Here is a 24,421-nt window from a genome sequence, read left to right as displayed (position 1 = left end):
TCAGATCAGGCGCGTTTCTGGAAGCGGGCGTAGAAGAAGCCATCGTGATCGGATGGCAGGCTGGTACCGTCGGTGCGGCCGGTGCTGTCAAGGGTGGCCTTGTCACCGTCCGCGCCCGCGGCAAGCGTTGCATGGGTGCCGGGCAGCAGTTGTCCCGGCGCCTGCAATCGTATCGCATCTGCCAGTTGCTCACCAAACCAGCGCGCCTGCTCCTCGCCCTCCGTTGGGAAAATAGAACAGGTGACATAGACCAGGATGCCGCCCGGCTTCAGCAGCGGCCAAAGCTGCGAGACGATGCGGCGCTGCTCGGTGATGAGCTTGGCGATATCGGTTTCGCGGCGCAGCCAGCGGATATCGGGATGGCGCCGCACGATGCCCGAGGCCGAGCACGGCACGTCGGCGAGGATGCGGTCGAAGGGTTGTCCGTCCCACCAGTCGGCGGGCCGGCTGGCATCGCCGACCACGATCCTGGCGGTCTTGCCCAGGCGCGCCAGGTTCTCGCCGATGCGGGTGGCGCGTTGCGGATCGCTTTCGACCGCGGTCACTTCGATATCGGCCAGCTCCAGCAAATGTCCGGTCTTGCCGCCTGGCGCCGCGCAGGCATCGAGCACGCGCATGCCGTCGGCCACCTCGAGCAGTGGCGCGGCCAGTTGCGCGCCGGCGTCCTGCACCGAGACCGCGCCTTCGGCAAAGCCGGGCAGCTGGTTCACCGGCACCGCGCGCACCAGGCGCACGGCCTGCGGACCAACGACGTGCCCGGCCAGGCCTGCGTTGGCGAGGTCGGTGCGGTACTGCTGCACCGACACGCGCGCGGTGTTGACGCGTACCGTCATCGGCGGGCGCACGTTGGCGCTGGCGGCCAGCGCCATCCACTGGTCGGGGTAGGCCTCGCGCAGCATGCGCAGCCACCACGGCGGCATGTTCCAGCGCGCCTGCTCGTCGCGGTTGACCTCGGCCAGCAGCGCCTTGCGCTCGCGCAGGAAACGGCGCAGCACCGCGTTGACGAGTCCGCGCGCATGGGCGGTCTTGGGTTCGGAGGCGGCCGCGCTCACGGCCTGGTCGACCACCGTGAAGGTGCTGTAGCCCGGCCGGCCGGCGTCGGCATCGTGGCGCGCCGGGTCGGCGCCGTCGTGCCGCTCGCGCGGGCCCGGTGCATGTTCCAGCAACAGTGCCAGTGCCACCGCCAGCAGCGAATCGACCTGCGCGCCGGGCGGGCGCGTCACCAGCTTGGTCACCAGTGCGCGCGCGGTGCCGAACTGGCGCATGGTGCGGTAGGCGATGTCCTGCAGCGCGCCGCGCGTGGCGGCGTCGCGCACGCGGTCCAGCTTCAGTTGCGCGGCGGCGTCCTCGATCGCCTGGGGCAAGGCCGTGCCTTCGCTGACGGCGCGCACCGCGGCGGCGGCACCAAGCATCTGGAAGGCAAGCGAATCGGGAGGCAGGCGCATATCGGTCAGGCGGCGGATCAGGCAGCGGGTAAGGCGGTGAATCGGGAAGGCGTGGGCACGGGCCAAAAAAAGCCCGCCGGTCCACGCGGAACAGCGGGCAGTTTACCTTGTGCCGGGGCCGCGCCCCGGATTTCCGGCGGCTCAGGCCGGGTAGGTGCCGGTCTGTGCCATCTGCATCAGGCGCGCGATGCGTTCCTCGGTGGCCGGATGGGTCGAGAACAGGTTGGCGATGCCGCCGCCGGACAGCGGGTTCATGATCATCATCTGCGCCGTGGCCGGATGCTCCTCGGCTGCCTGGAACGGGATGCCCTGCGCGTAGCGGTGGATCTTGTCCAGCGCGCTGGCCAGCGCCTGCGGGTCGCCGCTGATCTCGGCGCCGCCGCGGTCGGCTTCGAATTCGCGCGCGCGCGAGATCGCCATCTGGATCAGCGAGGCCGCCAGCGGCGCCAGGATGGCCACGGCAATGCCGGCGATCGGGTTGGTGCGGTTGCCGTTCTCGTCGCGCCCGCCGAAGAACATCGCCATATTGGCCAGCGCCGAGATCGCGCCGGCCATGGTGGCGGCGATGGTCGAGGTCAGGATGTCGCGGTGGCGCACATGGGCCAGCTCGTGCGCCATCACGCCGCGCAGCTCACGCTCGGACAGCACGCGCAGGATACCGGTGGTGGCCGCCACCGCGGCATGTTCCGGATTGCGGCCGGTGGCAAAGGCGTTGGGCGCGTCTTCGTTGATCAGGTAGACGCGCGGCATCGGCAGGCCGGCGCGCTGCGCCAGGTCCTGCACCATGCCGTAGAACTGCGGCGCGCTGCCGGCATCGACTTCCTGCGCGTTGTACATGCGCAGGACCATCTTGTCCGAGAACCAGTAGGAGAAGAAGTTCATGCCCAGCGCGATCAGCAGCGCGAACATCATGCCGCTGCGCCCGCCGATCATGCCGCCGATGACGATGAACAGCGCCGTGATGGCCGCCATCAGCATGAAGGTCTTGACCCAGTTGAACATTGCGGTGATCTCCGTGAAATCGTGACGCGCCCCGGAAAAGCTGACGCGATGCCCGTTAGATAGGGGCCGATCGCAGAAAATTCAACGGCCGTCCAATGGCCTTTGCAATGTTGCTCACTTGCAGGCAGGGGGGCGCCGTCCGCGGCACATCGAGCGCCATGTGCGGCAAAGGGCTGCCCGCTCAGGCCGCCGCGCTGCCCTCGCCGGGCACCACGCAGCGCGTGCCGGGCGGCAGCGGCAGGCCTTGCAGGAACTGCTGCGCCGGCTGGCGGCGCCCGCCCGGCTTCTGCAGCTCGGTGACCTGCAGTGCGCTGCCCTCGCCGCAGGCAATCAGGACGCCGGCGGCGTCGGACGCTAGCACCGTGCCGGGCGGATGCGGCAGGCTGCTGGCCGCCGCCAGCGGCACGGCCTGCCAGCACTTGATCACGGTGTCGCCTACCTGCACGGTGGCGCCCGGAAACGGGTTGAAGGCGCGCACCTGGTTGGCCAGCTCGGCGGCAGGGCGGCGCAGGTCCAGCGGCGCTTCGTCCTTGGCGATCTTCTCGGCGTAGGTGACGCCTTGATCCGGTTGCGGCGTGGCCGGCAGCGGGCGGCCGGCATCCAGTTGCCGCAGCGCATCCACGATCATGCGCGCGCCCAGCGCGGCCAGCGTGTCATGCAGCGTGCCGGTGGTGTCGTCCGCGCCGATCGGCACCGCCCCGCGTGTGAGCATGTCGCCGGTGTCCAGGCCCTCGTCCATCTGCATCAGCGTGATGCCGGTCTCGGCGTCGCCCGCCTCGATGGCGCGGTGGATCGGCGCCGCGCCGCGCCAGCGCGGCAGCAGCGAGCCATGGATATTCAGGCAGCCCAGCCGCGGCAGCGTCAGCACCTCGGCCGGCAGGATCAGGCCGTAGGCCGCCACCACCATGACATCGGGTGCGAGCCCGGCAAGCGTTTCGATCGCCGCGGTGGCTTCTTCGGGATACTTGCCCTGGCGGCGCAGTGAACGCGGCTGCAGCACCGGCGCCAGGCCATTGGCAACGGCGAACTGCTTCACCGGGCTGGCCTGCAGCTGCATGCCGCGGCCGGCGGGCCGATCGGGCTGGGTCAGTACCGCGACCACCGGAAAGCCGGCGGCGTGGATGGCTTCCAGCGCGACGCGCGCAAACTCGGGCGTGCCGGCAAAGGCGACACGCAAGGGGCTGGCTTGGGACATGGCAGGTTTCCGTGGCCTGAAATGGCACCGGCCGCTATCGCGGCCGGTATCGTGGTTCTTCGGAAGTCATAAAGATAACAGACCCCGCGCCGCTGCCGCACGCGGGTGGCAGGATTCCGGCGCGCTGTTACATCTTTATTGCCGCGCGGCGGCTTACATGCGGGTGCGTTCGCGCTTCTGCAGCTTGCTCTTGATGCGGTTGAGCTTGAGCGGCGACAGGTACTCGACGAAGACCTTGCCGCGCAGGTGATCGATCTCGTGCTGGATGCATACCGCCAGCAGGTCGTCGGCATCGAGCTCGAAGCTTTCGCCCTTCTCGTTGAGGGCGCGCACGCGCACGCGGTCGGGGCGCTCGACCCGGTCATAGACCTCGGGCACCGACAGGCAGCCCTCTTCCCACACCTTGCGGTTGTCGCTGGCCCAGACGATCTCCGGGTTGATGAAGACCTGGAGCTGGTCGCGCGTTTCCGAGACGTCGATCACCACCACCTGCTCGTGCACGTTGACCTGGGTCGCGGCCAGGCCGATGCCGGGCGCTTCGTACATGGTTTCCGCCATGTCCTTGACCAGCTGGCGGATGCGGTCGTCCACCGCGGCCACGGGTTTGGCGACGGTGTGCAGGCGGGGATCGGGGTAGGTCAGGATGTCGAGTTTTGCCATGATGCTGGGGCGCAACGCCGGCTGCTGCCGGCAACCGGGCCGCGTTGCGGCGGCGGATGTTTACATGCAGAATCGGGGCGCAAGTACAAAAATTCAAGGCGCGCCGCAACAGGCACGCTCTCCCGGGTCAATCCGGCCGAACCACCGGCCGGTCAGGAAAATGCGCGATCTTACCAAAGAACACCAGGCGGCGTCGGGCCGCAGGCTGCACGCGTTCATCCCCAGATTTCTTGCTTATCCACTATTGAGTGCCGCGGCCTTCACCGCCGCGGCCGCGCTGCCGGCGCTGGCGGCTGACCTGACGGTCACGCCGGCCCAGCAGGCCGAAGCTCAGCGCACCGCCCGGCACGGTATTCCCGTGGCCGATCTTGCCGCCAACGCGCCATCGCAATATACGGTGCGCGCCGGCGACACGCTGTGGGGCATCTCCGGCCGCTTCCTGCGCCAGCCGTGGCGCTGGCCCGAGCTGTGGGGCATGAACCGGCAGCAGATCCGCAATCCGCACCTGATCTACCCGGGCCAGATCCTGTATCTGATCCAGCGCGACGGGCGTGCCTGGCTGTCGACCACGCCGGGCGGCGGCGATACCGTGCGCCTGTCGCCGCAGATACGCAGCGGCGCCACCGACAGCGCCGCCATCCTGAGCATCCCGGCCGCCGAAATCGAGCCGTTCCTGATCCGGCCGCTGGTGGTCGACCAGGACACGCTCGACACCTCGGCGCGCATCGTGGCGGTGTCGGAATCGCGCGTCATCCTGGGCCGCGACGACACTGGCTACGCACGCGGCATCCCCGCCGATGCGCCGCAGGGCAGCGACTGGCAGGCCTACCGCCCGCTCACCCCGGTGCGCGATCCCGTGACCCAGGCGGTGCTGGGCTACGAGGCCGAATATGAAGGCAATGTGCGCCTGGCGCGGGGCGCGCAGGGCCCGGACGCGGTCTCGACCATGCAGGTCACCCAGGCCAGGCAGGAGATGGGCGTCGGCACGCTGCTGATGCCGCAACCCGCGCGCGAAGCCTTGCGCTACGTGCCGCACGCGCCCGACGCGCAGCTCGACGGCCGCGTCGCCAAGGTCTATGGCGGGGTCGAGTTCGGTGGCGCCAGGCAGGTGGTGGTGCTCAACCTCGGCAGCCGGGCCGGGGTGGAGCCGGGCCACGTGCTGGCCCTGTCGCGCACCGGCGAGACCGTGACCGACAAGACCGACAGCAACCGCGCCATCCGGCTGCCGGACGAGCGCTACGGGCTGGCCTTTGTCTTCCGCGTGTTTCCCGGCGTCTCGTATGCGCTGGTTACCGACGCTTCCAACGTGATCGCGGTCGGCGACCGCGCCACCTCGCCGCGCTGAGCCGCTCTTGGTGACATCTCCGGCGGCGCCTGTCGGCGCCGCATCCCCCTGCCATGCCGGCGCCGGCGCGCCAGCCGCCATCCGCGATGCCGACGACCTGAAGGCCTGGCTGCAACTCGCCTGTGCCCCCGGCGTCGGTCCGGTCGCGGTGCGCCTGCTGCTGGCCGCGTTCGGGCTGCCGCGGCAGGTGTTGGCGCAGAGCGTGACGGCGCTGTCTGCCGTGGTCCCGGCCAAGCTGGCGCGCGCGCTGCTGGCCACGCCGGGGGCCGGGCTGCCGGCGCTGGTCGAACGCACGCTGGCGTGGCTGCGCACGCCCGGCAACCACCTGCTGACGCTGGCCGACGATGCCTACCCTCGCCGCCTGTTCGACCTGCACGATCCGCCGCCGCTGCTATATATCAAAGGCGATCCCGCGCTGCTGGCCCGCCCCGCAGTCGCCATCGTCGGCGCGCGCAATGCCACCGAGCAGGGCAAGCGCGATGCGCAGGCGTTCGGGCGCGAGCTGTCCGAGGCGGGCCTGACCGTGATCTCCGGCCTGGCGCTGGGCATCGACGCCGCCGCCCATGCCGGCGGCCTGACTGGCTGCGGCGGCACCATCGCGGTCACGGGGACGGGGGCCGACCGGGTCTATCCCTCTGACAACCTGGCCCTGGCCCATGAGGTTGCCCGGCGCGGCGCCGTGGTTACCGAATTCCCGCTCGGCATGCAGGGCCTGCCGGCCAACTTCCCGCGCCGCAACCGCATCATCGCAGCGCTGGCGCATGGAGTGCTGGTGGTGGAAGCGGCGGCGCGATCGGGCTCGCTGATCACCGCGCGGCTGGCCGCGGAGCTGGGGCGCGAGGTGTTCGCGGTGCCGGGATCGATCCACGCGCCGCTGTCGCAGGGGTGCCACCTGCTGATCCGCCAGGGCGCCAAGCTGGTGGAGCGCACCCAGGACGTGCTGGAGGAAATCAATCTGGGGCCGGCCGCACCGGTGCCTGGCCGGCCGCGAGCGCAGGCCGTGGCATCGCCGCCGGCTTCGGACCAGTCTGAATTTGCCGATCCCGCCGACCCCCTGCTGGCCGCCCTCGGCTACGATCCGGTTACGCTGGATGCGCTGTGCGAGCGCAGCGGCCAGCCCCCGGACGCCGCCGCGGCGCGCCTGCTTGAGCTGGAACTGGCCGGGCATGCCGAGCGTCTACCGGGAAACCTGTTCCGGCGCCTTGCATGAAGGCTGCGCCGGGGCGTCCGCGCAATACCGATACAATGCGCCGGCTGTCCGTGTGTCGCGGGCACCTCATGTTTCCGATGCCATGACCGTTTACTTTCCTGAACGTGACGCCGGCGCCATTGCCGAGTCCCTGGCGGCGCGGCCGCGGGGCCGCCTGGTGGCCTGCCTGTGCGCGCAGTGGTGCGGCACGTGCCGGGATTACCTGGTGGCGCTGACGGCGCTGGCCGAGCGCCATCCGGATGATTGCTTTGTCTGGATCGATATCGAGACCCATGCGGATGCGCTCGGCGATATCGATATCGAGAATTTCCCGACGGTGCTGGTGCAGCCGGCCGCGGGTGGTACGCCGCAGTTCTATGGCACCCTGCTGCCGCATATCGAGGTGCTGGAGCGCATGCTCACGCGCGGCGCGGCCATGCCGACGCCCGCCGAAGACGTGCCGGAGGTGCTGGACTGGTTGCTTGGTGGGGGACGCGGCGGCGCCTAGGCGGCGCGCGTGACGGCAGGCGAGCCGCCATGAGGCTGGCTTGCACCGCCGTCGAAACCGCGCTTATTATTGGCGCCTCATAGCCCCCCGGCGTTCGGATTACTACGTTTGCAGTGCAATTAGCGGGTTGCCGGATGCAGCCCGCAAGGACCCTTCCCATGTCAAAAGCCCTCATCATCGCGGAAAAGCCGTCGGTTGCGGCGGATATCGCCCGTGCCCTCGGGGGGTTTACCAAGCACGACGAGTATTTCGAGAGCGATGACTACGTGCTGTCCTCCGCCGTCGGCCACCTGGTCGAGATCGCCGCGCCGGACGAATACGAGGTCAAGCGCGGCAAGTGGAGTTTCGCCAACCTGCCGGTGATCCCGCCGCACTTCGACCTGCGCCCGATCGCCAAGACCGAGTCGCGCCTGAAGGTGCTGAACCGGCTGATCAAACGCAAGGACGTGACCGCGCTGATCAACGCCTGCGACGCGGGGCGCGAAGGCGAACTGATCTTTCGCCTGATCGCGCAGCAGGCCAAGGCCAAACAGCCGGTGCGCCGTCTGTGGCTGCAATCGATGACGCCGCAGGCGATCCGCGATGGCTTTGCGGCCCTGCGCGAAGACGAAGACATGCTGCCGCTGGCCGATGCCGCGCGCTGCCGTTCCGAGGCTGACTGGCTGGTCGGCATCAACGGCACGCGCGCCATGACCGCCTTCAACAGCAAGGGCGGCGGCTTCTTTCTGACCACCGTCGGCCGGGTGCAGACGCCGACGCTGTCGATCGTGGTGGAGCGCGAAGAGAAGATCAAGCACTTCGTGCCGCGCGACTACTGGGAAGTGCGCGCCGAGTTCATCGCCGCCGCCGGCCTGTACGAAGGCCGCTGGTTCGATCCCAAGTTCAAGAAGAACGAGTTCGACCCCGAGGCGCGCGAGTCGCGCCTGTGGAGCGAGGCCGAGGCCAAGAGCATCGTCGCGGCCTGCCGTGACAAGCCGGGCACCGTCACCGAGGAATCCAAGCCGTCGACGCAGCAGTCGCCGGCGCTGTTCGACCTGACCACGCTGCAGCGCGAGGCCAACTCGCGCTTCGGCTTCTCGGCCAAGAATACGCTGGGCCTGGCGCAGGCGCTGTATGAAAAGCACAAGGTCCTGACCTACCCGCGTACCGACGCGCGCGCGCTGCCCGAGGACTACATGGACACGGTCAAGCAGACCATGGACATGCTCGCCGACAGCTCGCCCAACTACCTGCCGCACGCTAAGAAGATCCTGGCGCAGGGATGGGTCAAGCCGAACAAGCGGATCTTCGACAACAGCAAGATCAGCGACCACTTCGCCATCATCCCGACGCTGCAGGCGCCCAAGAACCTGTCCGAGCCGGAGCAGAAGCTGTACGACCTGGTGGTGCGCCGCTTCCTGGCGGTGTTCTTCCCCGCGGCCGAGTTCCAGGTCACGACCCGCATCACGGAAGTCGCCGGCCACCACTTCAAGACCGAAGGCAAGGTCCTGGTCAATCCGGGCTGGCTGGTGATCTACGGCCGCGAGGCGCAGGGTGACAAGGACGCCGCCAACCTGGTGCCGGTGGCCAGGGACGAGAAGGTCAAGACCGACAAGGTCGAGGGCGTCGGCCTGACCACCAAGCCGCCCGCGCGCTACAACGAAGCCACGCTGCTGTCCGCGATGGAAGGCGCCGGCAAGCTGGTCGACGACGACGCGCTGCGCGAAGCCATGGCCGGCAAGGGCCTGGGCACGCCGGCCACGCGCGCGGCAATCATCGAAGGGCTGCTGACCGAGAAGTACCTGGTGCGCGAAGGCCGCGAGCTGATCCCCACCGCCAAGGCGTTCCAGCTGATGACGCTGCTGCGTGGCCTGGGCGTGCAGGAACTGACCCAGGCCGAACTGACCGGCGAGTGGGAGCACAAGCTGTCGCAGATCGAGCGCGGCCGCCTCAAGCGTGACGAGTTCATGCGCGAGATCGCGCAGATGACGCAGCAGATCGTCAAGCGCGCCAAGGAATACGACAGCGACACCATCCCGGGCGACTACGCCACGCTGGACACGCCGTGTCCGCAGTGCGGCGGACAGGTCAAGGAGAACTACCGTCGCTTTGCCTGCACCGCGTGCGAATTCTCGATCAGCAAGATCCCGGGCGGGCGCCAGTTCGAGATCGAGGAAGTCGAGGAACTGCTGCTGAAGAAAGAGATCGGTCCGCTGCAGGGTTTCCGCAGCAAGATGGGCCGCCCGTTCGCCGCCATCCTCAAGCTGGGCAAGGACGACGAAGGCCATTACAAGATGGAGTTCGACTTCGGCCAGAACGATGACGAGGGCGACGGCGAGCCGGTCGACTTCAGCGGCCAGCAGCCGGTGGGAACCTGCCCGAAGTGCGGCGGCTCGGTGTTCGAGCACGGCATGAAGTATGTCTGCGAGAACAGCACGACCAGCCCGAAGAGCTGCGACTTCACCACCGGCAAGATCATCCTGCAGCAGGAAATCAGCCGCGAGCAGATCGGCAAGCTGCTCAACGAAGGCAAGACCGACCTGCTGACCGGCTTCAAGTCGTCGCGCACCGGCCGCAACTTCAAGGCCTTCCTGGTCAAGCAGCCCGACGGCAAGATCGGCTTCGAGTTCGAGGTGCGCGAGCCCAAGGCCGGCGCCAAGACGGCGGCCAAGGCTCCGGCCAAGGCGGCATCGCGCGGCGCGGCGGAAGCCGAAGCGGCGCCGGCAACCAAGACCGCCGCCAAGACCGCGACCAAGACCGCTGCCACCAAGGCGCCTGCCAAGAAGGCCGCGGCCAAGAAGGCACCCGCCAAGACCCCCGCGGCCAAGAAGACGCGCGCGGCGGCCGCCGGCGAGTAAGCGCGGCCACCCAGGCAAAACGCCCGGCATTGCCGGGCGTTTTTTATTTGCTGCGGCTCCGCGCGGGCGCCGCCGTCATGTACGCAAGGCGTGGGCGCCCAGGCTGACGGCCGGCTGCTCCTCCTTGCTTCGCACGTGCCCCTCTTCCAGCAGGAAATCGATAAAGGCGCGCACCTTGGTGGGCAGGAACTTGCGGCTCGGATAGACCACGCTGACATCGCGCCGGGGCAACTGGTACTGCGGCAGCACGTGCACCAGCCGGCCGGCTTCGATATTGGGCCGCGCCAGGTAGGACGACAGCATGGCCACGCCCATGTCCGCCAGCGCGGCCTGGTGCGCCAGTTCGGCGTTGCTGCACAGCAGCCCCGGGCGGATCGGCACGGTCACCTCGCCTTCGGGCCCGAGCAGCGTCCATTCGTGCTCGGCGCTGGGCAGGCGCATGGCGATGCAGCGATGGTGGCTGAGCTCGTGCGCATGGCGGATCGGCGCATGCGCGGCGACATAGCCTGGCGAGGCGCACAGGATCACCTCGGCCGACAGCAGCGGCCGCGCCACCAGGTGCGATCCCAGCCCCAGGTCGGACAGCATCACGGCCACGTCGCGGCCTTCCTCGACGATATCGACATTGCGGTCCGACAGGATCACGTCGAACACCACGTCAGGGTAAAGCTGCTGGAAGCGCGACAGCAGCTCGGGCAACAGGTGCAGGCCGAACATCACCGGCGTCACCAGGCGCAGCGTGCCGGACAGCGACTGGCTGCGCGCGGTGACTACGCTTTCGGCTTCCTCCACGTCTTCCAGGATCTGCTGGCAGCGCTGCAGGTAGGTCTCGCCGGCATCGGTCAGCGACAGGCTGCGCGTGGTCCGGTTGAGCAGGCGCGTGCCGAGGTGGCTTTCCAGGTCGGCCACGTAGCGCGTGACCACCGCGTTGGACATTTCCAGCTGCTGCGCTGCACGCGCGAAGCTGCCGAGCTCCACCACTTTGGAAAACACACGCATCGACTGCAGGCGATCCATGACATAGTCTCCCGGTTCTTTGCTGAATTCTTACGCAATCAGCTTATTTTATTGTCCGAATCAAAACTAATCATTGTGGATCCTGATATTTATTGATATGAGGGAAATGCCTAATATCTAGCCATCGGATGCCGCAATGCAACATGCCCTTCACCTGAAAGTGCCGGATCAGGCATCCACGCTACAAGGAAGGCCTGAATCATGAAAACCAATCGTTACGCCCTCATCGCTGTCGCCACCGTCGCTGCCGCCCTCTCCGCCGCGCCCGCCTTTGCCAAGAATGGCAAGTTCGACGTCTACACCGACGGCGCCAAGGTAGCCAGCTTCGATGTCTACGCCGACGGCGTCCGCGCCGGCAAGTTCGACCCGTACACGGACGGTGCCAAGGCCGGCAAGTTCGACACCTTCACCGGCGGCGCCCGCACCGGCAAGTTCGACACCTTCTCGGAAGGCGCGAAGTACGACACCACGACCGATCGCGCCCCGCTCTGAGCCGGCACGGTCCACCGCTTGAACCTGGTCTCCACAGGTCTTTAGGAGAGCGCCCCGCGTCTCTCCCGCTTTATTGGAGAAGAAGCCCGCACCGGGACCGGTGCGGGCTTCTTTGTTTCTGGCGCCGGCAGATCCGGCGCGGTTCGTGGTCGATTATGCCAGACGCCGCAACGCAACAAGGTCGGGGGGATACCCGCGGTGGCGGCGCCAAAAAGAAAAACGGGCCATAACGGCCCGTTTTGCTGACTGCGCTGCGACTTAATCGTCGTAGTGGTGGCGATGGTGGTGCTTGTGCTTCTTGCGCTTGTAATGGCTCTTGTTGTAGTAGCGGCGATCGTCGTCGTACGAGTTGTTGCGGGAGATATTGCCGCCCAGCGCCGCGCCCGCGCCGCCACCCAGACCGGCACCGATCAGGCCGCCGGTGCGTCCGCCCATGGCGTTGCCGGCCGCGGTGCCGGCGCCACCGCCCAGCGCGCCGCCGATGATGGCGCCGGTGCGCTCGCGGCGGTTGGACGTGACCGCGCCACCGGCGCCGCCGCCCACCGCACCGCCGATCACGGCGCCGGTGCTGCCCCCCAGCGCGCCGCCGACCGCGGCACCGGCGACACCGCCGAGCGCGCCGCCGAGGGCATTGTTCATGTCGCCCGCAAAGGCCGGCAGCGCGCAGGCCGCCAGGGCAAGGGCAACGGTCAGGTTGCGAACGGGATGGCGAGTCATATGTTTTTTCCTCGAATTGCCATGATGTGTCGCAAGTGTAGATAAGGTGCCGCAGCCTTGCTGTAACCACCTGTAAAGCCCTGTAACCCCCTGCAGAAACGGTATCGGGCCATTACAAAGGCGCGGTGAAAATACAACACTCAATAAAAAGACAGGCGACCGTGTGATCGCCTGTCTGCTTTGTCTGCCCCGAGCCAGGTTCGGGAGCGATGCTCAGCGTACCGTCAACAGCACTTGCCCTGCCCGCCGCCGTAACGCGCTTCCTGGCGCTCGCGGAAAAACTCCTCGTAGCTCATTGGCGCGCGGTCAGGGTGCGTGCTTTCCATATGCGCCACATAGGTCTGGTAGTCGGGCAACCCGACCATCAGCCGCAGCGACTGCCCGAGGTACCGGCCCATGGTGCCAAGTTGATCCAGCATGGCGGCTCCTTGTCGATGTCAGGATCAGGACTGGGCCGAAGCAGCGCCCGGCAGCGGCTCGAACGGCGTTTCCTTGTCGGTCGGGCGGGTCACGGCGCGGGCCTGCAGCGCGGTCTTGAAGCCGTAGCACACGATCGACAGCACCACCACCATGAACAGCGCGCACAGGCCCGCGTCCAGGTAATCGTTGAAGACGATGCGGTGCATCTGCTCCATCGACTTGGCCGGAGCCAGCACCTTGCCTTCGGCGATGGCGGCGCTGAACTTGGCCGCGTGGGTCAGGAAGCTGACCTTCGGGTCGGCGTGGAACAGCTTCTGCCAGCCGGCGGTCAGCGTGCAGATCAGCAGCCAGACCGTGGGCACCAGCGTGACCCAGGCGTACTGGCCGCGCTTCATCTTGACCAGCACGCAGGTGCCCAGCACCAGCGCCACCGCGGCCAGCATCTGGTTGGAGATGCCGAACAGCGGCCACAGCGTGTTGATGCCGCCGAGCGGATCGACCACGCCCTGGTACAGGAAGTAGCCCCAGGCGGCCACCGTCAGCGCGGTGGCGATCAGGTTGGCCGGCAGCGAGTCGGTGCGCTTCATCGACGGCACGAAGCTGCCCAGCAGGTCCTGCAGCATGAAGCGGCCGGCGCGGGTGCCCGCGTCGACGGCGGTCAGGATGAAGAGCGCCTCGAACAGGATGGCGAAGTGGTACCAGAACGCCATCATGGCCTGGCCGCCGACCACCTGGTGCAGGATGTGGGCGATGCCCACGGCCAGCGTCGGCGCGCCGCCGGCGCGCGAGATGATGGTGTTCTCGCCGACGTCCTTGGCGGTCTGCACCAGCACGTCGGGCGTGATCACGAAGCCCCAGGTCGATACCGCCTGGGCCACCGCCTCGGGCGTGGTGCCGATCACCGCGGCCGGGCTGTTCATGGCGAAGTACACGCCGGGCTCGATCACCGCGGCGGCGACCAGCGCCATGATGGCGACGAAGGACTCGGCCAGCATCGCGCCGTAGCCGATGAAGCGCGCGTGGGTTTCGTTCTCCAGCAGCTTGGGCGTGGTGCCCGACGAGATCAGCGCGTGGAAGCCCGACACCGCGCCGCAGGCGATGGTGATGAACAGGAACGGGAACAGGTTGCCCGACCACACCGGCCCGCCGCCCGCGGCGAACTGCGTGAAGGCCGGCATCTTCAGCTCCGGCGCGACGATCAGGATGCCGACGGCCAGCGCGATGATGGTGCCGATCTTCAGGAAGGTCGACAGGTAGTCGCGCGGGGCCAGCAGCAGCCACACCGGCAGCACGGCGGCGACAAAGCCGTAGATGATCAGCATCCAGGTCAGCGCCTTGCCGTCGTAGGTGAACAGCGGCGCCAGGGTCGCGCTTTCATGCACGTACTGACCGCCGATGATGGCCAGCATCAGCAGCACGAAGCCGATCACCGACACCTCGCCGATGCGGCCCGGGCGGATGTAGCGGGTGTAGATGCCCATGAAGATGGCGATGGGGATGGTCACCGCCACGGTGAACGTGCCCCACGGCGAGTCCGCCAGCGCCTTCACCACGATCAGCGCCAGCACCGCCAGGATGATGATCATGATCATGAAGCAGCCGAACAGCGCGATCATGCCCGGCACCGTGCCCATCTCGGACTTGACCAGGTCGCCCAGCGAGCGGCCGTCGCGGCGCGTCGAGATGAACAGCACCATGAAGTCCTGCACCGCGCCGGCGAACACCACGCCGGCCAGCAGCCACAGCATGCCGGGCATATAGCCCATCTGCGCGGCCAGCACCGGACCCACCAGCGGGCCGGCGCCGGCAATCGCGGCGAAGTGGTGGCCGAACAGCACCGCCTTGTTGGTCGGCACGTAGTCCAGGCCATCGTTGTGGCGCCACGCGGGCGTCATGCGCTTGGGATCGAGCTGCATCACCTTGTCGGCGATAAAGCGGCTGTAGTACCGATAGGCGATCAGGTAGATGCAGAGCGCGGCAACCACGATCCACAGCGCGCTGACGGCTTCGCCGCGCGCGAGCGCGACGGTGCCGAAGGCAAACGCGCCAAGGACGGCGACGGCCAGCCACACCAGGTGTTCTCCGATGCGATTCATAGTGAAGGGTCTCCTCAGACCGGGATTTGGAAAGCCTGCGGCGGCGAAGGACTGGCAACTGGCAACGGGCAGGATCGGCAGCGGGGGGTGCGCCGAGGGCGGGCAGCGGGCAATCCGCGGTGAGGGTGTCTCCTGGGATGCTGCTGCTCGCCCGGTTGTGTCGTCGTTTCCGGATCTCGTCTTGCAGGCAGGCGATGCACCGTCCGGGTGTGGACGGTGCACCAACTGCGTCGGCGCATGCGCCCTGCTGGGGCGGCGGCGCTTTCGGCGTGTAGTATTGACACCCGCCAAACCCCGCACAAGCGCGTAACTACGCAGCACTTCTGCGTAGTACTACGCAAGTCGACGGTGGCATGCCGCCTGCGCGGCATCGGTGTTTACCCCCGCTCCCCCCGGTCCTGTATGAAACTCCGCCAGAAAATCCTGTTGCTCGCCGTGGCACCGCTTGCGGTGGCGATGCTCGGCATCGCGCTGGCGGTGCGCTACCAGGCCACCCAGCTCGCGCAGCATGAACGCGCGCTGGTCGAGGCCGCCTACCTGCAGAGCAAGGAGACCGAGCTGCGCCACTACGTAGAGCTGGCACAGAGCGCGATCGCGCCGCTGGTGCGGTCCGGCCGCAACGACATGGCCACGCGCCAGGCGGCGATGGAAGCACTGGCGCGGCTCGACTACGGCCCCGACGGCTACTTCTTCCTGTACGACCTGCAGGGCCGCAACCTGATGCATCCGCGCCAGCCGGAACTGGTCGGCCAGGACTTGTGGACGCTGCGCGACCCGCAGGGTGCGCCCACCATCCAGCAACTGATCGCCGCGGCCAGGGGCGGTGGCGGCGCGGTGCGCTACCAGTGGCGCAAGCCCTCGTCGCAGCAGCTGGCGCCCAAGCTCGGCTACGTGGTGGCGGTGCCCGAATGGGGCTGGATGCTCGGCACCGGCATCTACCTGGATGACGTCGAAAGCACGCTGCGCCAGCTGGATGCGCGCGCCGAGACCGATATCCGCGAGACCATGGCGTGGATCGGCGTGATCGCCGGCATCAGCATCCTGCTGGTGGCGGCCAGCGGCCTGGCGCTGAATATCAGCGAACACCGCGAGGCCGACGCCAAGCTGCGCCAGCTGGCGCAACGCGTGGTGCAGTCGCAGGAAGAAGAGCGCGCGCGGTTGTCGCGCGAGCTGCACGACGGCATCAGCCAGCTGCTGGTCTCGGTCAAGCTGGTGCTGGAGACCGCCGCCAACCGGCTGCGCCTGGCCCCGGCCGAGGGCGCGGCGGTGGCGCCGGTGCTGGGCATGGCGCTGAACCGGCTCGACACCGTCTTCAATGAAGTGCGGCGGGTGGCGCGCAACCTGCGCCCGGCGCTGCTCGACGACCTGGGGCTGTTCGCCGCGCTCCAGCACCTGGCGCGCGAGATGCAGGGCGGCAGCGGCCTCCAGATCGTGGTCACGCAAAGCGGCACCCCGCGCGAACTGCCCGACGAGCAGGCCACGGCGCTGTTCCGCATCGCCCAGGAAGCGCTGACCAACGTCGAGCGCCACGCCGGCGCCCGGCGCGTCGCCGTATCGCTCGCCTTCGATGCCGATGCCACGCGCCTGGCCGTGCGCGACGACGGCCACGGCTTTGACGTCGGGCGCATGCAGGCCGACCCGCAGCGCGGCATTGGCCTGCGCAACCTGCGCGAGCGCATCGCCGCGCTGTGCGGGCAGTTCGACATCCTTTCCGGCCCGGGCGGCACCCAGATCATCGCCTCGCTGCCGCTGGCCCGCCCCGCGGCCGCCGCGCGCGCTGCCATTACCGCAGGACCCTCGCAGTCATGATCCAGTTTCTTGCCGAAGTTCGCGAAGACCACGAAGCACCCGCGCGCGTGCTGCTGATCGACGACCACGCGCTGGTGCGCGACGGCATGCGCATGCACCTGGCGCTGCAGCCCGGACTGCGCGTGGTGGGCGAAGCCGACGACGGCGAAGCCGCGCTGGCGTGGCTGGACCGCGCCGGCGCGGCCGACATGCCGGACCTGGTGATCACCGATATCGGCATGCGCGGCATGGGCGGCATTGCGCTGGCGGCGGCACTGCACGACCGCTATCCCGAGCTGGCAGTGCTGATCGTGTCGATGCACGACAACCTGGAATACGTGCGCCAGGCCGTGCGCGCCGGCGCGCGCGGCTATGTGCTCAAGGACGCCCCGGCCGACGAGCTGATCGCGGCGATCCGCTCGGTGCTGGCCGGGCGCGTGTTCTACAGCGCCCGCATCGCGCGCGGCATCGCCGAGCAAAGCCCCGCGGCCGGCCCGCTCGATGCGCTCACGCCGCGCGAGCGCGATATCCTGCGCGGCATCGGGCGCGGCCTGGCCAACAAGGAGATCGCGGCGCAGCTGGGGGTGTCGGTGCGCACCGTCGAGACCCATCGGCTGAACCTGAAGCGCAAGCTGGGGATCGAGGGGCGCGCCGGGCTGGTGAAGTATGCGGTGGAGACGCTGGGGGACAGCGAGGCCGGATAAAAAAACGCCCGCCTTGGACAAGGCGGGCGTTGACTGGCTCAGGCCCTTGGGCCGCTTAGCCGTCCAGTCGCTTGCCCAGCGCCGCGCGCGTCTGCGCCAGCGCCTGCGGCAGGTGGTGCTTGAGCTGCGTGAACAGCTCGTCATGCAGCGCCAGTTCCTTCTGCCAGGCATCGCGGTCGATCGAGGTTACCAGCTCGAACTGCGCCGGCGAGAACTCGACACCGTTCCAGTTCAGGTCCTGGTACCGCGGCGAGGTGCCGAACACGTGCTCGGCGCCCTGCCCCTTGCCTTCCACGCGGTCGATCATCCACGACAGCACGCGCATGTTCTCGCCGAAGCCCGGCCACACGAAGTTGCCGTCGGCGTCCTTGCGGAACCAGTTGACGCAGTAGATCTTCGGCAGCTTGGCGCCCGCGGCTTGGAGCTTGTTGCCCAGTTCGAGCCAGTGGCCGAAGTAGTCGCTCATGTTGTAGCCGCAGAACGGCAGCATGGCGAACGGGTCGCGCCGCACCACGCCTTGCTGGCCGGCCGCCGCCGCGGTGGTTTCCGAGCCCATGGTGGCAGCCATGTAGACGCCCTCGGTCCAGTTGCGCGCTTCGGTCACCAGCGGCACCGTGGTCGAGCGGCGGCCGCCGAAGATGAACGCATCGATGGGTACGCCGGCCGGGTTGTCCCAGTTGTCGTCGATCGACGGGCATTGCGACGCGGGCGCGGTGAAGCGCGCGTTCGGGTGCGCGGCCTTGGCGCCGGTGGCCTTCGCAATCTCCGGGGTCCAGTCCTTGCCCTGCCAGTCGATCAGGTGCGCGGGCGCTTCCTTGGTCATGCCTTCCCACCACACGTCGCCGTCGTCGGTCAGCGCCACGTTGGTGAAGATGACGTTTTCCTTGAGCGTCGCCATCGCGTTGTAGTTGGTCTTCTCGCTGGTGCCCGGCGCCACGCCGAAGTAGCCGGCTTCCGGGTTGATCGCGTACAGGCGGCCGTCCTTACCCGGCTTGATCCAGGCGATGTCGTCGCCGATGGTGGTGACCTTCCAGCCCTCGAAACCCTTGGGCGGGATCAGCATGGCGAAGTTGGTCTTGCCGCAGGCCGACGGGAAGGCGGCGGCGACATGGTATTTCTTGCCCTCGGGCGAGGTCACGCCGAGGATCAGCATGTGTTCGGCGAGCCAGCCTTCGTCGCGGCCCATGGTCGAGGCGATCCGCAGCGCGAAGCACTTCTTGCCCAGCAGCGCATTGCCGCCGTAGCCCGAGCCAAACGACCAGATCTCGCGCGTTTCCGGGAAATGCACGATGTACTTGGTCGGATTGCACGGCCACGCCACGTCTTGCTCGCCGGCGGCCAGCGGCTTGCCCACGGTGTGCACGCACGGCACGAAGGCGCCGTCGCTGCCCAGCACCTCGTACACGGCCTTGCCCATGCGGGTCATGATGCGCATGTTGACCGCCACGTACGGCGAATCGGACAGTTCCACGCCGATATGGGCGATCGGCGAACCCAGCGGCCCCATCGAGAACGGCACCACATACAGGGTACGGCCGCGCATGCAGCCGTCGAACAGGCCGGCCAGGGTCTGGCGCATCTCGGCCGGCGGGGTCCAGTTGTTGGTCGGGCCGGCATCTTCCTGCTTCTCGGAGCAGATGAAGGTACGGTCTTCGACGCGGGCCACGTCCGACGGGTCCGACAGGGCCAGGAAGGAGTTCTTGCGCTTGGCCGGGTTCAGCCGCTTCATGGTGCCGGCGGCGACCATCTGCTCGCACAGGCGGTCATATTCTTCCTGCGAGCCGTCGCACCAGTAGATGTTGTCGGGCTTGGTCAGCGCGGCGATTTCCGCGACCCAGGCAATCAGCTTGGGGTGCTTGACCCAGGCCGGCGCATTGACGGCTGCCGTACCTTGCATCGTGGGGTGGTTCATACTGCAAACTCCAGGTTTTTAAAGGGAAGGAAGGGAAGGAATCCTTGCAAAGCCTGGCCGGCGGGTTGTCCTGCGTGCCGGGGGGCGGAACCGTCACTGCTGCTGCGTCCCTGCAGTCTCGCTGCAAGGGCCGCCTCGGGAGCGTCACATCCCGTTACAACTCCGCGGCGGCCCGGTTTGCGCAAAAGGTCGCGGCGGTCACGGCGGCTGCGCTACAGTGGCGCTTCGCCCGCGCAGCGTGGCCCGCAGTTGCCGGCCGGGCTTTGTCCGGGGGCAGCCGCGTGACGGGAGCAATGCTCGACCGACAATCCGCGGCGGCACCGGAGCGGGCAAGGATACCACTGGCGCACCCCCCTGTTTTTTGCTGCGCAACAATTGCCGGCGTCGGCCGGCGCGGGATTTGCACCCCGCGGCGCCAGGGTTGCGGCACGCCGGTGCGGGGTTCGCAAACGTTTCACAACAATACTGTTGGCCGGCACGCGCCTCGGTGGGCGCGCGCACCAACTGGCACAACGTCCCGAAGATAACCAGGGTTGCCGATGAAGATTGCCGTACTCGACGATTACCAGGATGCCGTGCGCAAGCTGCCTTGTTTCAGCCTGCTGGAGGGGCACGACGTCAAGGTGTTCAACAACACCGTCAAGGGCGTGGGCCAGCTCGCGGCGCGCCTGTCGGACGTGGAAGCCGTGGTGCTGATCCGCGAACGCACCCGAATCACGCGCCAACTGCTTGAAAAACTGCCCAAACTGAAGCTGATCAGCCAGACCGGCCGGGTCGGCGCGGGGCCCGGCAGCCATATCGACCTCGATGCCGCCACCGACCGCGGCGTGGCGGTGCTGGAAGGCGTGGGCTCGCCGGTGGCGCCGGCCGAACTGACCTGGGCCCTGATCATGGCCGCCCAGCGCCGCATTCCGCAGTACGTGGCCAGCCTGAAGCACGGCGCGTGGCAGCAGTCGGGGCTGAAATCGACGACGATGCCGCCCAATTTCGGCCTGGGCCAGGTGCTGCGCGGCCAGACCCTGGGGATCTGGGGCTACGGCAAGATCGGCCGGCTGCTGGCCGGCTACGGCCGCGCCTTCGGCATGAAGGTGCTGGTCTGGGGGCGGGAGGCCTCACAGGAAGCCGCGCGCGCCGACGGCCTGGACGTGGCGGCATCCAAGGAGCAACTGTTCGCCGACAGCGATGTGCTGTCGCTGCACCTGCGCCTGAACGACGACACTCGCGGCATCGTCAAGCAGGCGGACCTGACCGCCATGAAGCCGACCGCCCTGTTCGTCAATACCAGCCGCGCCGAACTGCTGGAAGAGAACGCCCTGGTCACCGCGCTGAACCGCGGCCGCCCCGGCATGGCGGCGATCGACGTCTTTGAATCCGAGCCGATCCTGCAGGGCCACGCGCTGCTGCGCATGGAAAACTGCATCTGCACGCCGCATCTGGGCTACGTGGAACGCGACAGCTACGAGCTGTATTTCCGCACGGCGTTCCAGAACATCCTGGACGTGCTGGACGGCAAGCATGACTGCATCGTCAATCCGAAGGCGCTGGCGCCGGTGTTGACGCGCTGAGGGTTCAGTCCGCGGTTCGGCGCGCGTTCCGTGCCGACAACGGGCAAAACTGGTACGGCACGGGCTGGTCGCCGATGAAGGCTTCATAGGTCCGGCACGCGCCGGGCTCGAGCGTGAGGCCATAGCGCACCAGGTCCGCGGCATGGGCTTGCGCTTCGGCAAGGTTTTCCGCGGCGAGGTCGCGCCTGTCCCGTGGCAGCAATTCGAGGGTGCAAGGCTGGCCGGCCACCATGCCCTGTGCAACACGTGCCCGCAGGCGCACCTTCTGGGCAAGTGTCTCCAGGGTCGAGCACCAGGATGTCCCCGCACGCATGCCCGTGCTGGCCAGCATGGTGTTCCAGCGCGCCACCATGCGTTCGCGCGAGTTGACAGCGGCCGGTATGACGGCATAGGCGGCTCCGCCGCGACCGGCAAGCATGCCATCGAGGCGTGGCTGGAAGCCATGTCCCTCTGGAAAGTTCGAGCTGAGCGCACCGAACGCTACGGATGAAGGGAAATGCGGTGCCATCCACGCCTGCGGTACCCTCCCGCCAACGAAAAACACGCTGGTACCCGCATCCAGCGGCGCGCTCGGCAGCGTCACGCGAAAAGCCTGCCGTGCCCATGACGCATGCTCCCAGGTGTGCGATGTCGCCACGCTGGCGAGCGTCGCGACCAGCAGCACAACGGCGCCGGCGCGTCCGGCTGACTTCGGCGGTAGCAGTTGCTGCATCACGATCCATGCTGCCAATGGCGCCAGCAGTTCCATCGCCACGCAGTACCGGTAGATGCTGAACAGGCCAAGCCAAACCAGATAACTCGCTAACAGGAAGACGAGCAAGGCGCGTGCCGCTGCCACGAGCGGTGGCCGGCCGCAATCCGCCCACTGCGACCCGGCGCCGGTAGCGCGGCACGCCCGTTGCACCAGCCATGCCCCCGCCAGCAGATAGAGCACGGGCCAGACAAAGGGCCGGGTCGGCAACTCGCCGACGCGCTGGGCTTTCAGCACCATGACAAAGGGAAAGAGCAACGCTTCCGACACACTGCGCGGCAGCCAGCGGGTATCGGCAACGCTGATCGGTGCCGCCAACGGGTTGCCGAACACGCCGTTGAACTGCGGAAACAGCGGGTTGCGGAACGCTTCCCAGAGCATTGCGAACCAATAGCCGGAGGTCACCGCAATGCCGGCCAGCACGCCCACGCCGAACCACCACGCCAGGCCCAGCCGCCGCAGCCAGTGTTGCGCCAGGAACAGGCAAGCCAGGCACATCGCGACCGCATACAGCGCATTGGTCAGCTTGAGACCCGTGGCCGCACCCACCAGCATGCCGGCTGCCGCCGCATACAGCCAGCCAGCGCGCCCGCGCCCCGCAAGCACATCGCGCGTGCGCACCAGTACCAGGAATCCCGCCAGGACGAACAAAGCGGTCGCGTTGTCGCCCATGGTGTTGCCGAGCTCGGAAAGATAAGCCGGGCCCAGGCAGCCCGCCAGGGCCAGCAGCATGGCGGTCAGCCGCTGCCGCGCTTGGTGCGCCCGATCCTGCTGCGCAGAAACCAGCAAGGATGCGGCGATCCCGTACACCAGCACAAAGGCCGCACCGTGCAGCAGTCCCATGGCGAACCCCGCCAACGGCGCCGGCCAGTACTTCGTCATCAGGAAGTACGGCACGTCGAGCAGCGGATTGAAATAGCTTTGCAGCTGGGCGGGCGCCAGATCGAGCCCGACCCGGCCGCCGAGCAGCGCGTAGGGGTTGTACAGGTGGTAATTCAGCAGGTCCCAGTTCCGGTCCTGGCCCAGCTTCAGGGCATAGAGGCCGAATCCGAACGGTATCAGCAAGCACGCCCACTTCGGGGCGCTGGGTGCGCTCAGCCTCGCGACCAGGGCGGCAAGGCGGGGCAACGTGGCAGCAAGCAAACGCATGGGCAAGGATATTGGTCTGCCGGCGGCCGTGCGCGCGCTCAGGAGCGGTGACGGAATACCCACAGCTTGGCAGACAGAAAATTGAACACCAGCCCGCTCCCCGTGCCCAGCGCCACCGCCAGCAGCGGGCCCCAGGCCGCTGGCGGCAGGTGGTGGACGGCGACGCTGTATACCAGCAGGTTGATGGCGCCGCCGGCGGACATGGCCGACAGGTAGCGCAGCCACTCGCGCCACGGTGGCTCGGCATTCCGGGTGGGAAAGGTGAAACGCCGGTTGATGCGCCAGGTGACAAAGGCGGCGGCCAGGAAGGACAGCAGGCGGCCGGCAAAGTGGCCGGCGCCAAGCGCGAGGGCGGCATACAAGATGCCGGCGTCGACGCCGAAACCGATGGCGCCCGCGATCAGGAACCCTGTCAGTTGCCGGCGGATCACGAGTGCACGGCAGCGCCGGCTGGCGCCGCGGTCATGCTGGCGCGCGACAGCGCCGCACCGGCCGCGGGTTCGCTCCACGTGGGCGGTGGCGGCGGCTCGCGCAGATAGGCGAGGCGCTTCATTTCCAGCCGTCCTTGCGTGACGGTATCGAGCACGATGCCGCAGGTCAGCAGGATCATCCCCAGCAGGGCCAGCGCGACACACAGCAGGGCCGTCGGCAGGCGCGGCACCAGGCCGGTGTCGAGGTAGGTCGTCAACAGCGGGAACGCCAGCAGCACCGACAGCAAGGAACAGGCGAAAAAGCCTGTGGAAAAGAACGCCAGAGGCTTTTCCGACTTGAACAGCTTCAGAATCGTCATCAGGATGCGCCAACCGTCGCGGTAGGTGTTCAGCTTGCTCTCAGAACCGGTGGGTCGCGAAAGATACGTCGTTTGCTGTTCCCCCACAGGCATGCGCTGTTCCAGCGCGTGCACCGCGAGTTCGGTTTCGATTTCGAAACCGGACGAGTGCGCGGGAAAGGATTTGGCGTACCGCCGCGAAAACACGCGGTAGCCGGACAGCATATCGGTGAAGGTGCGGCCAAACAGGGCGGCGGCAAAGCTGGTCAGCAGCACGTTGCCAAAGCGGTGCCCGAAACGGTACGCGGCCTGCTCTTCGCTGACGCGTGCGCCCACCAGCATGTCGAGGCCTTCCTCGCACAGGCGGCGCACCAGGGCGGGCGCGGCGCTGGCATCGTAGGTGCCGTCGCCGTCGACCATCACGTAGATGTCCGCCTCGACGTCGGCGAACATCCGGCGCACGACGTTGCCCTTGCCCTGCAGCGGCACGGCGCGCACCACGGCGCCGGCCGCGCGCGCCCGTTCCGCCGTCGCGTCGACCGAGTTGTTATCGAAGACGTATACGGTCGCGCCAGGCAAATGGCTACGGAACGAAAGCACGACATCGGCAATGGTCGCGGCTTCGTTGTAGCAGGGAACGATGACAGCCACGGTGGGCTGGCGATTTTCGGACATATCAGGGCAATGGAACCGGCGATCCGGTCAAAGGGAGCCCGATAGGCTACCTTACTGGCATGAAATGGAGCAAGTCAGCGTCCTCGCGCGTGGGTTTGCCCGGCAAGCCGGCTCGCCGTCAACCCGAATTGGACAAAACCGCTACACTGGCGCCGCGCCCGGCCTGAAAGGTATACGCCGGGTCG

The 24,421-nt window shown here is 67.9% G+C and carries 20 protein-coding genes; 8 read left to right on the top strand and 12 right to left on the bottom strand.

The window, feature by feature from the left end:
- Positions 1 to 5: 5 nt before the first annotated feature.
- The 4 genes from rsmB to def all read right to left on the bottom strand — a co-directional run bounded on the left by rsmB (position 6) and on the right by def (position 4,302).
- Positions 6 to 1,445 (bottom strand): 16S rRNA (cytosine(967)-C(5))-methyltransferase RsmB, encoded by a 1,440-nt coding sequence (rsmB, locus tag GA0116996_RS21105; protein WP_092315492.1) that lies wholly within the window; start codon positions 1,443 to 1,445, stop codon positions 6 to 8.
- Between the two features lie 141 nt (positions 1,446 to 1,586).
- Entirely contained in the window at positions 1,587 to 2,447 is an 861-nt protein-coding gene (gene htpX, locus GA0116996_RS21100) for a zinc metalloprotease HtpX (protein ID WP_018005006.1), read from the bottom strand.
- A gap of 181 nt (positions 2,448 to 2,628) precedes the next feature.
- A complete protein-coding gene (gene fmt, locus GA0116996_RS21095; RefSeq protein ID WP_092315490.1) occupies positions 2,629 to 3,642 on the bottom strand; it encodes a methionyl-tRNA formyltransferase in 1,014 nt (337 codons plus the stop codon).
- Between the two features lie 153 nt (positions 3,643 to 3,795).
- Positions 3,796 to 4,302: a peptide deformylase gene (def, locus tag GA0116996_RS21090; RefSeq protein ID WP_018005004.1), complete on the bottom strand. Its 507-nt coding sequence runs from the start codon at positions 4,300 to 4,302 to the stop codon at positions 3,796 to 3,798.
- Positions 4,303 to 4,462: 160 nt separating this feature from the next.
- Between def and GA0116996_RS21085 the strand changes: the two genes are divergently transcribed.
- The 4 genes from GA0116996_RS21085 to GA0116996_RS21070 all read left to right on the top strand — a co-directional run bounded on the left by GA0116996_RS21085 (position 4,463) and on the right by GA0116996_RS21070 (position 10,181).
- Positions 4,463 to 5,647, top strand: a complete 1,185-nt coding sequence (locus tag GA0116996_RS21085) for a LysM peptidoglycan-binding domain-containing protein (RefSeq protein WP_092315488.1) — start codon at positions 4,463 to 4,465, stop codon at positions 5,645 to 5,647.
- A gap of 7 nt (positions 5,648 to 5,654) precedes the next feature.
- Entirely contained in the window at positions 5,655 to 6,857 is a 1,203-nt protein-coding gene (gene dprA, locus GA0116996_RS21080; RefSeq protein ID WP_092315486.1) for a DNA-processing protein DprA, read from the top strand.
- 82 nt (positions 6,858 to 6,939) lie between these two features.
- The gene (locus GA0116996_RS21075; RefSeq protein ID WP_092315484.1) at positions 6,940 to 7,344 is read left to right on the top strand and encodes a thioredoxin family protein; all 405 of its coding nucleotides are present in this window, start codon (positions 6,940 to 6,942) and stop codon (positions 7,342 to 7,344) included.
- 158 nt (positions 7,345 to 7,502) lie between these two features.
- Positions 7,503 to 10,181, top strand: a complete 2,679-nt coding sequence (locus GA0116996_RS21070; protein WP_092315482.1) for a DNA topoisomerase III — start codon at positions 7,503 to 7,505, stop codon at positions 10,179 to 10,181.
- A 75-nt stretch (positions 10,182 to 10,256) separates the two neighbouring features.
- Here GA0116996_RS21070 and GA0116996_RS21065 read toward each other — a convergent pair whose 3' ends face one another.
- Positions 10,257 to 11,198, bottom strand: a complete 942-nt coding sequence (locus GA0116996_RS21065; RefSeq protein WP_092315480.1) for a LysR family transcriptional regulator — start codon at positions 11,196 to 11,198, stop codon at positions 10,257 to 10,259.
- 201 nt (positions 11,199 to 11,399) lie between these two features.
- Here GA0116996_RS21065 and GA0116996_RS21060 point away from each other — a divergent pair, with 201 nt between their 5' ends.
- Positions 11,400 to 11,690, top strand: a complete 291-nt coding sequence (locus tag GA0116996_RS21060; RefSeq protein WP_092315478.1) for a hypothetical protein — start codon at positions 11,400 to 11,402, stop codon at positions 11,688 to 11,690.
- 258 nt (positions 11,691 to 11,948) lie between these two features.
- On the opposite strand, the gene GA0116996_RS21055 is transcribed toward GA0116996_RS21060, so the two are convergent.
- The 3 genes from GA0116996_RS21055 to GA0116996_RS21045 all read right to left on the bottom strand — a co-directional run bounded on the left by GA0116996_RS21055 (position 11,949) and on the right by GA0116996_RS21045 (position 14,923).
- A complete protein-coding gene (locus tag GA0116996_RS21055; protein ID WP_092315476.1) occupies positions 11,949 to 12,407 on the bottom strand; it encodes a hypothetical protein in 459 nt (152 codons plus the stop codon).
- Between the two features lie 224 nt (positions 12,408 to 12,631).
- Positions 12,632 to 12,826 (bottom strand): YbdD/YjiX family protein, encoded by a 195-nt coding sequence (locus GA0116996_RS21050; RefSeq protein ID WP_092315474.1) that lies wholly within the window; start codon positions 12,824 to 12,826, stop codon positions 12,632 to 12,634.
- A 24-nt stretch (positions 12,827 to 12,850) separates the two neighbouring features.
- Positions 12,851 to 14,923 carry a carbon starvation CstA family protein gene (locus tag GA0116996_RS21045; RefSeq protein ID WP_092315473.1) on the bottom strand — a complete coding sequence of 691 codons (2,073 nt, stop codon included), beginning with the start codon at positions 14,921 to 14,923 and terminating at the stop codon, positions 12,851 to 12,853.
- A 402-nt stretch (positions 14,924 to 15,325) separates the two neighbouring features.
- Here GA0116996_RS21045 and GA0116996_RS21040 point away from each other — a divergent pair, with 402 nt between their 5' ends.
- Both GA0116996_RS21040 and GA0116996_RS21035 read left to right on the top strand, forming a co-directional pair.
- A complete protein-coding gene (locus GA0116996_RS21040) occupies positions 15,326 to 16,732 on the top strand; it encodes a cache domain-containing protein (protein WP_092315471.1) in 1,407 nt (468 codons plus the stop codon).
- Positions 16,729 to 17,415, top strand: a complete 687-nt coding sequence (locus GA0116996_RS21035) for a response regulator (RefSeq protein WP_092315469.1) — start codon at positions 16,729 to 16,731, stop codon at positions 17,413 to 17,415. The genes GA0116996_RS21040 and GA0116996_RS21035 overlap by 4 nt, the downstream gene beginning before the upstream one ends.
- A gap of 55 nt (positions 17,416 to 17,470) precedes the next feature.
- On the opposite strand, the gene GA0116996_RS21030 is transcribed toward GA0116996_RS21035, so the two are convergent.
- Positions 17,471 to 19,327, bottom strand: coding sequence for a phosphoenolpyruvate carboxykinase (GTP) (locus GA0116996_RS21030; RefSeq protein WP_092315467.1), 1,857 nt, complete (start codon positions 19,325 to 19,327; stop codon positions 17,471 to 17,473).
- A 539-nt stretch (positions 19,328 to 19,866) separates the two neighbouring features.
- Here GA0116996_RS21030 and GA0116996_RS21025 point away from each other — a divergent pair.
- Complete coding sequence (locus tag GA0116996_RS21025) at positions 19,867 to 20,892, top strand: D-2-hydroxyacid dehydrogenase family protein (RefSeq protein ID WP_092315465.1); 1,026 nt, start codon at positions 19,867 to 19,869, stop codon at positions 20,890 to 20,892.
- A gap of 4 nt (positions 20,893 to 20,896) precedes the next feature.
- Here GA0116996_RS21025 and GA0116996_RS21020 read toward each other — a convergent pair whose 3' ends face one another.
- From GA0116996_RS21020 to GA0116996_RS21010, 3 genes are all read right to left on the bottom strand, one after another.
- Complete coding sequence (locus GA0116996_RS21020; RefSeq protein ID WP_092315463.1) at positions 20,897 to 22,708, bottom strand: hypothetical protein; 1,812 nt, start codon at positions 22,706 to 22,708, stop codon at positions 20,897 to 20,899.
- 122 nt (positions 22,709 to 22,830) lie between these two features.
- On the bottom strand, positions 22,831 to 23,223 hold the full coding sequence (locus GA0116996_RS21015) for a GtrA family protein (RefSeq protein WP_341845116.1): 393 nt from the start codon (positions 23,221 to 23,223) through the stop codon (positions 22,831 to 22,833).
- Positions 23,220 to 24,236, bottom strand: coding sequence for a glycosyltransferase (locus GA0116996_RS21010; protein WP_092315461.1), 1,017 nt, complete (start codon positions 24,234 to 24,236; stop codon positions 23,220 to 23,222). Before GA0116996_RS21010 ends, GA0116996_RS21015 begins: the two co-directional genes overlap by 4 nt.
- Positions 24,237 to 24,421 lie beyond the last annotated feature (185 nt).

The organism is Cupriavidus alkaliphilus (assembly GCF_900094595.1).
Taxonomy (GTDB): Bacteria; Pseudomonadota; Gammaproteobacteria; order Burkholderiales; family Burkholderiaceae; genus Cupriavidus; species Cupriavidus alkaliphilus.
This window is presented reverse-complemented; position numbering and strand designations above follow the sequence as displayed.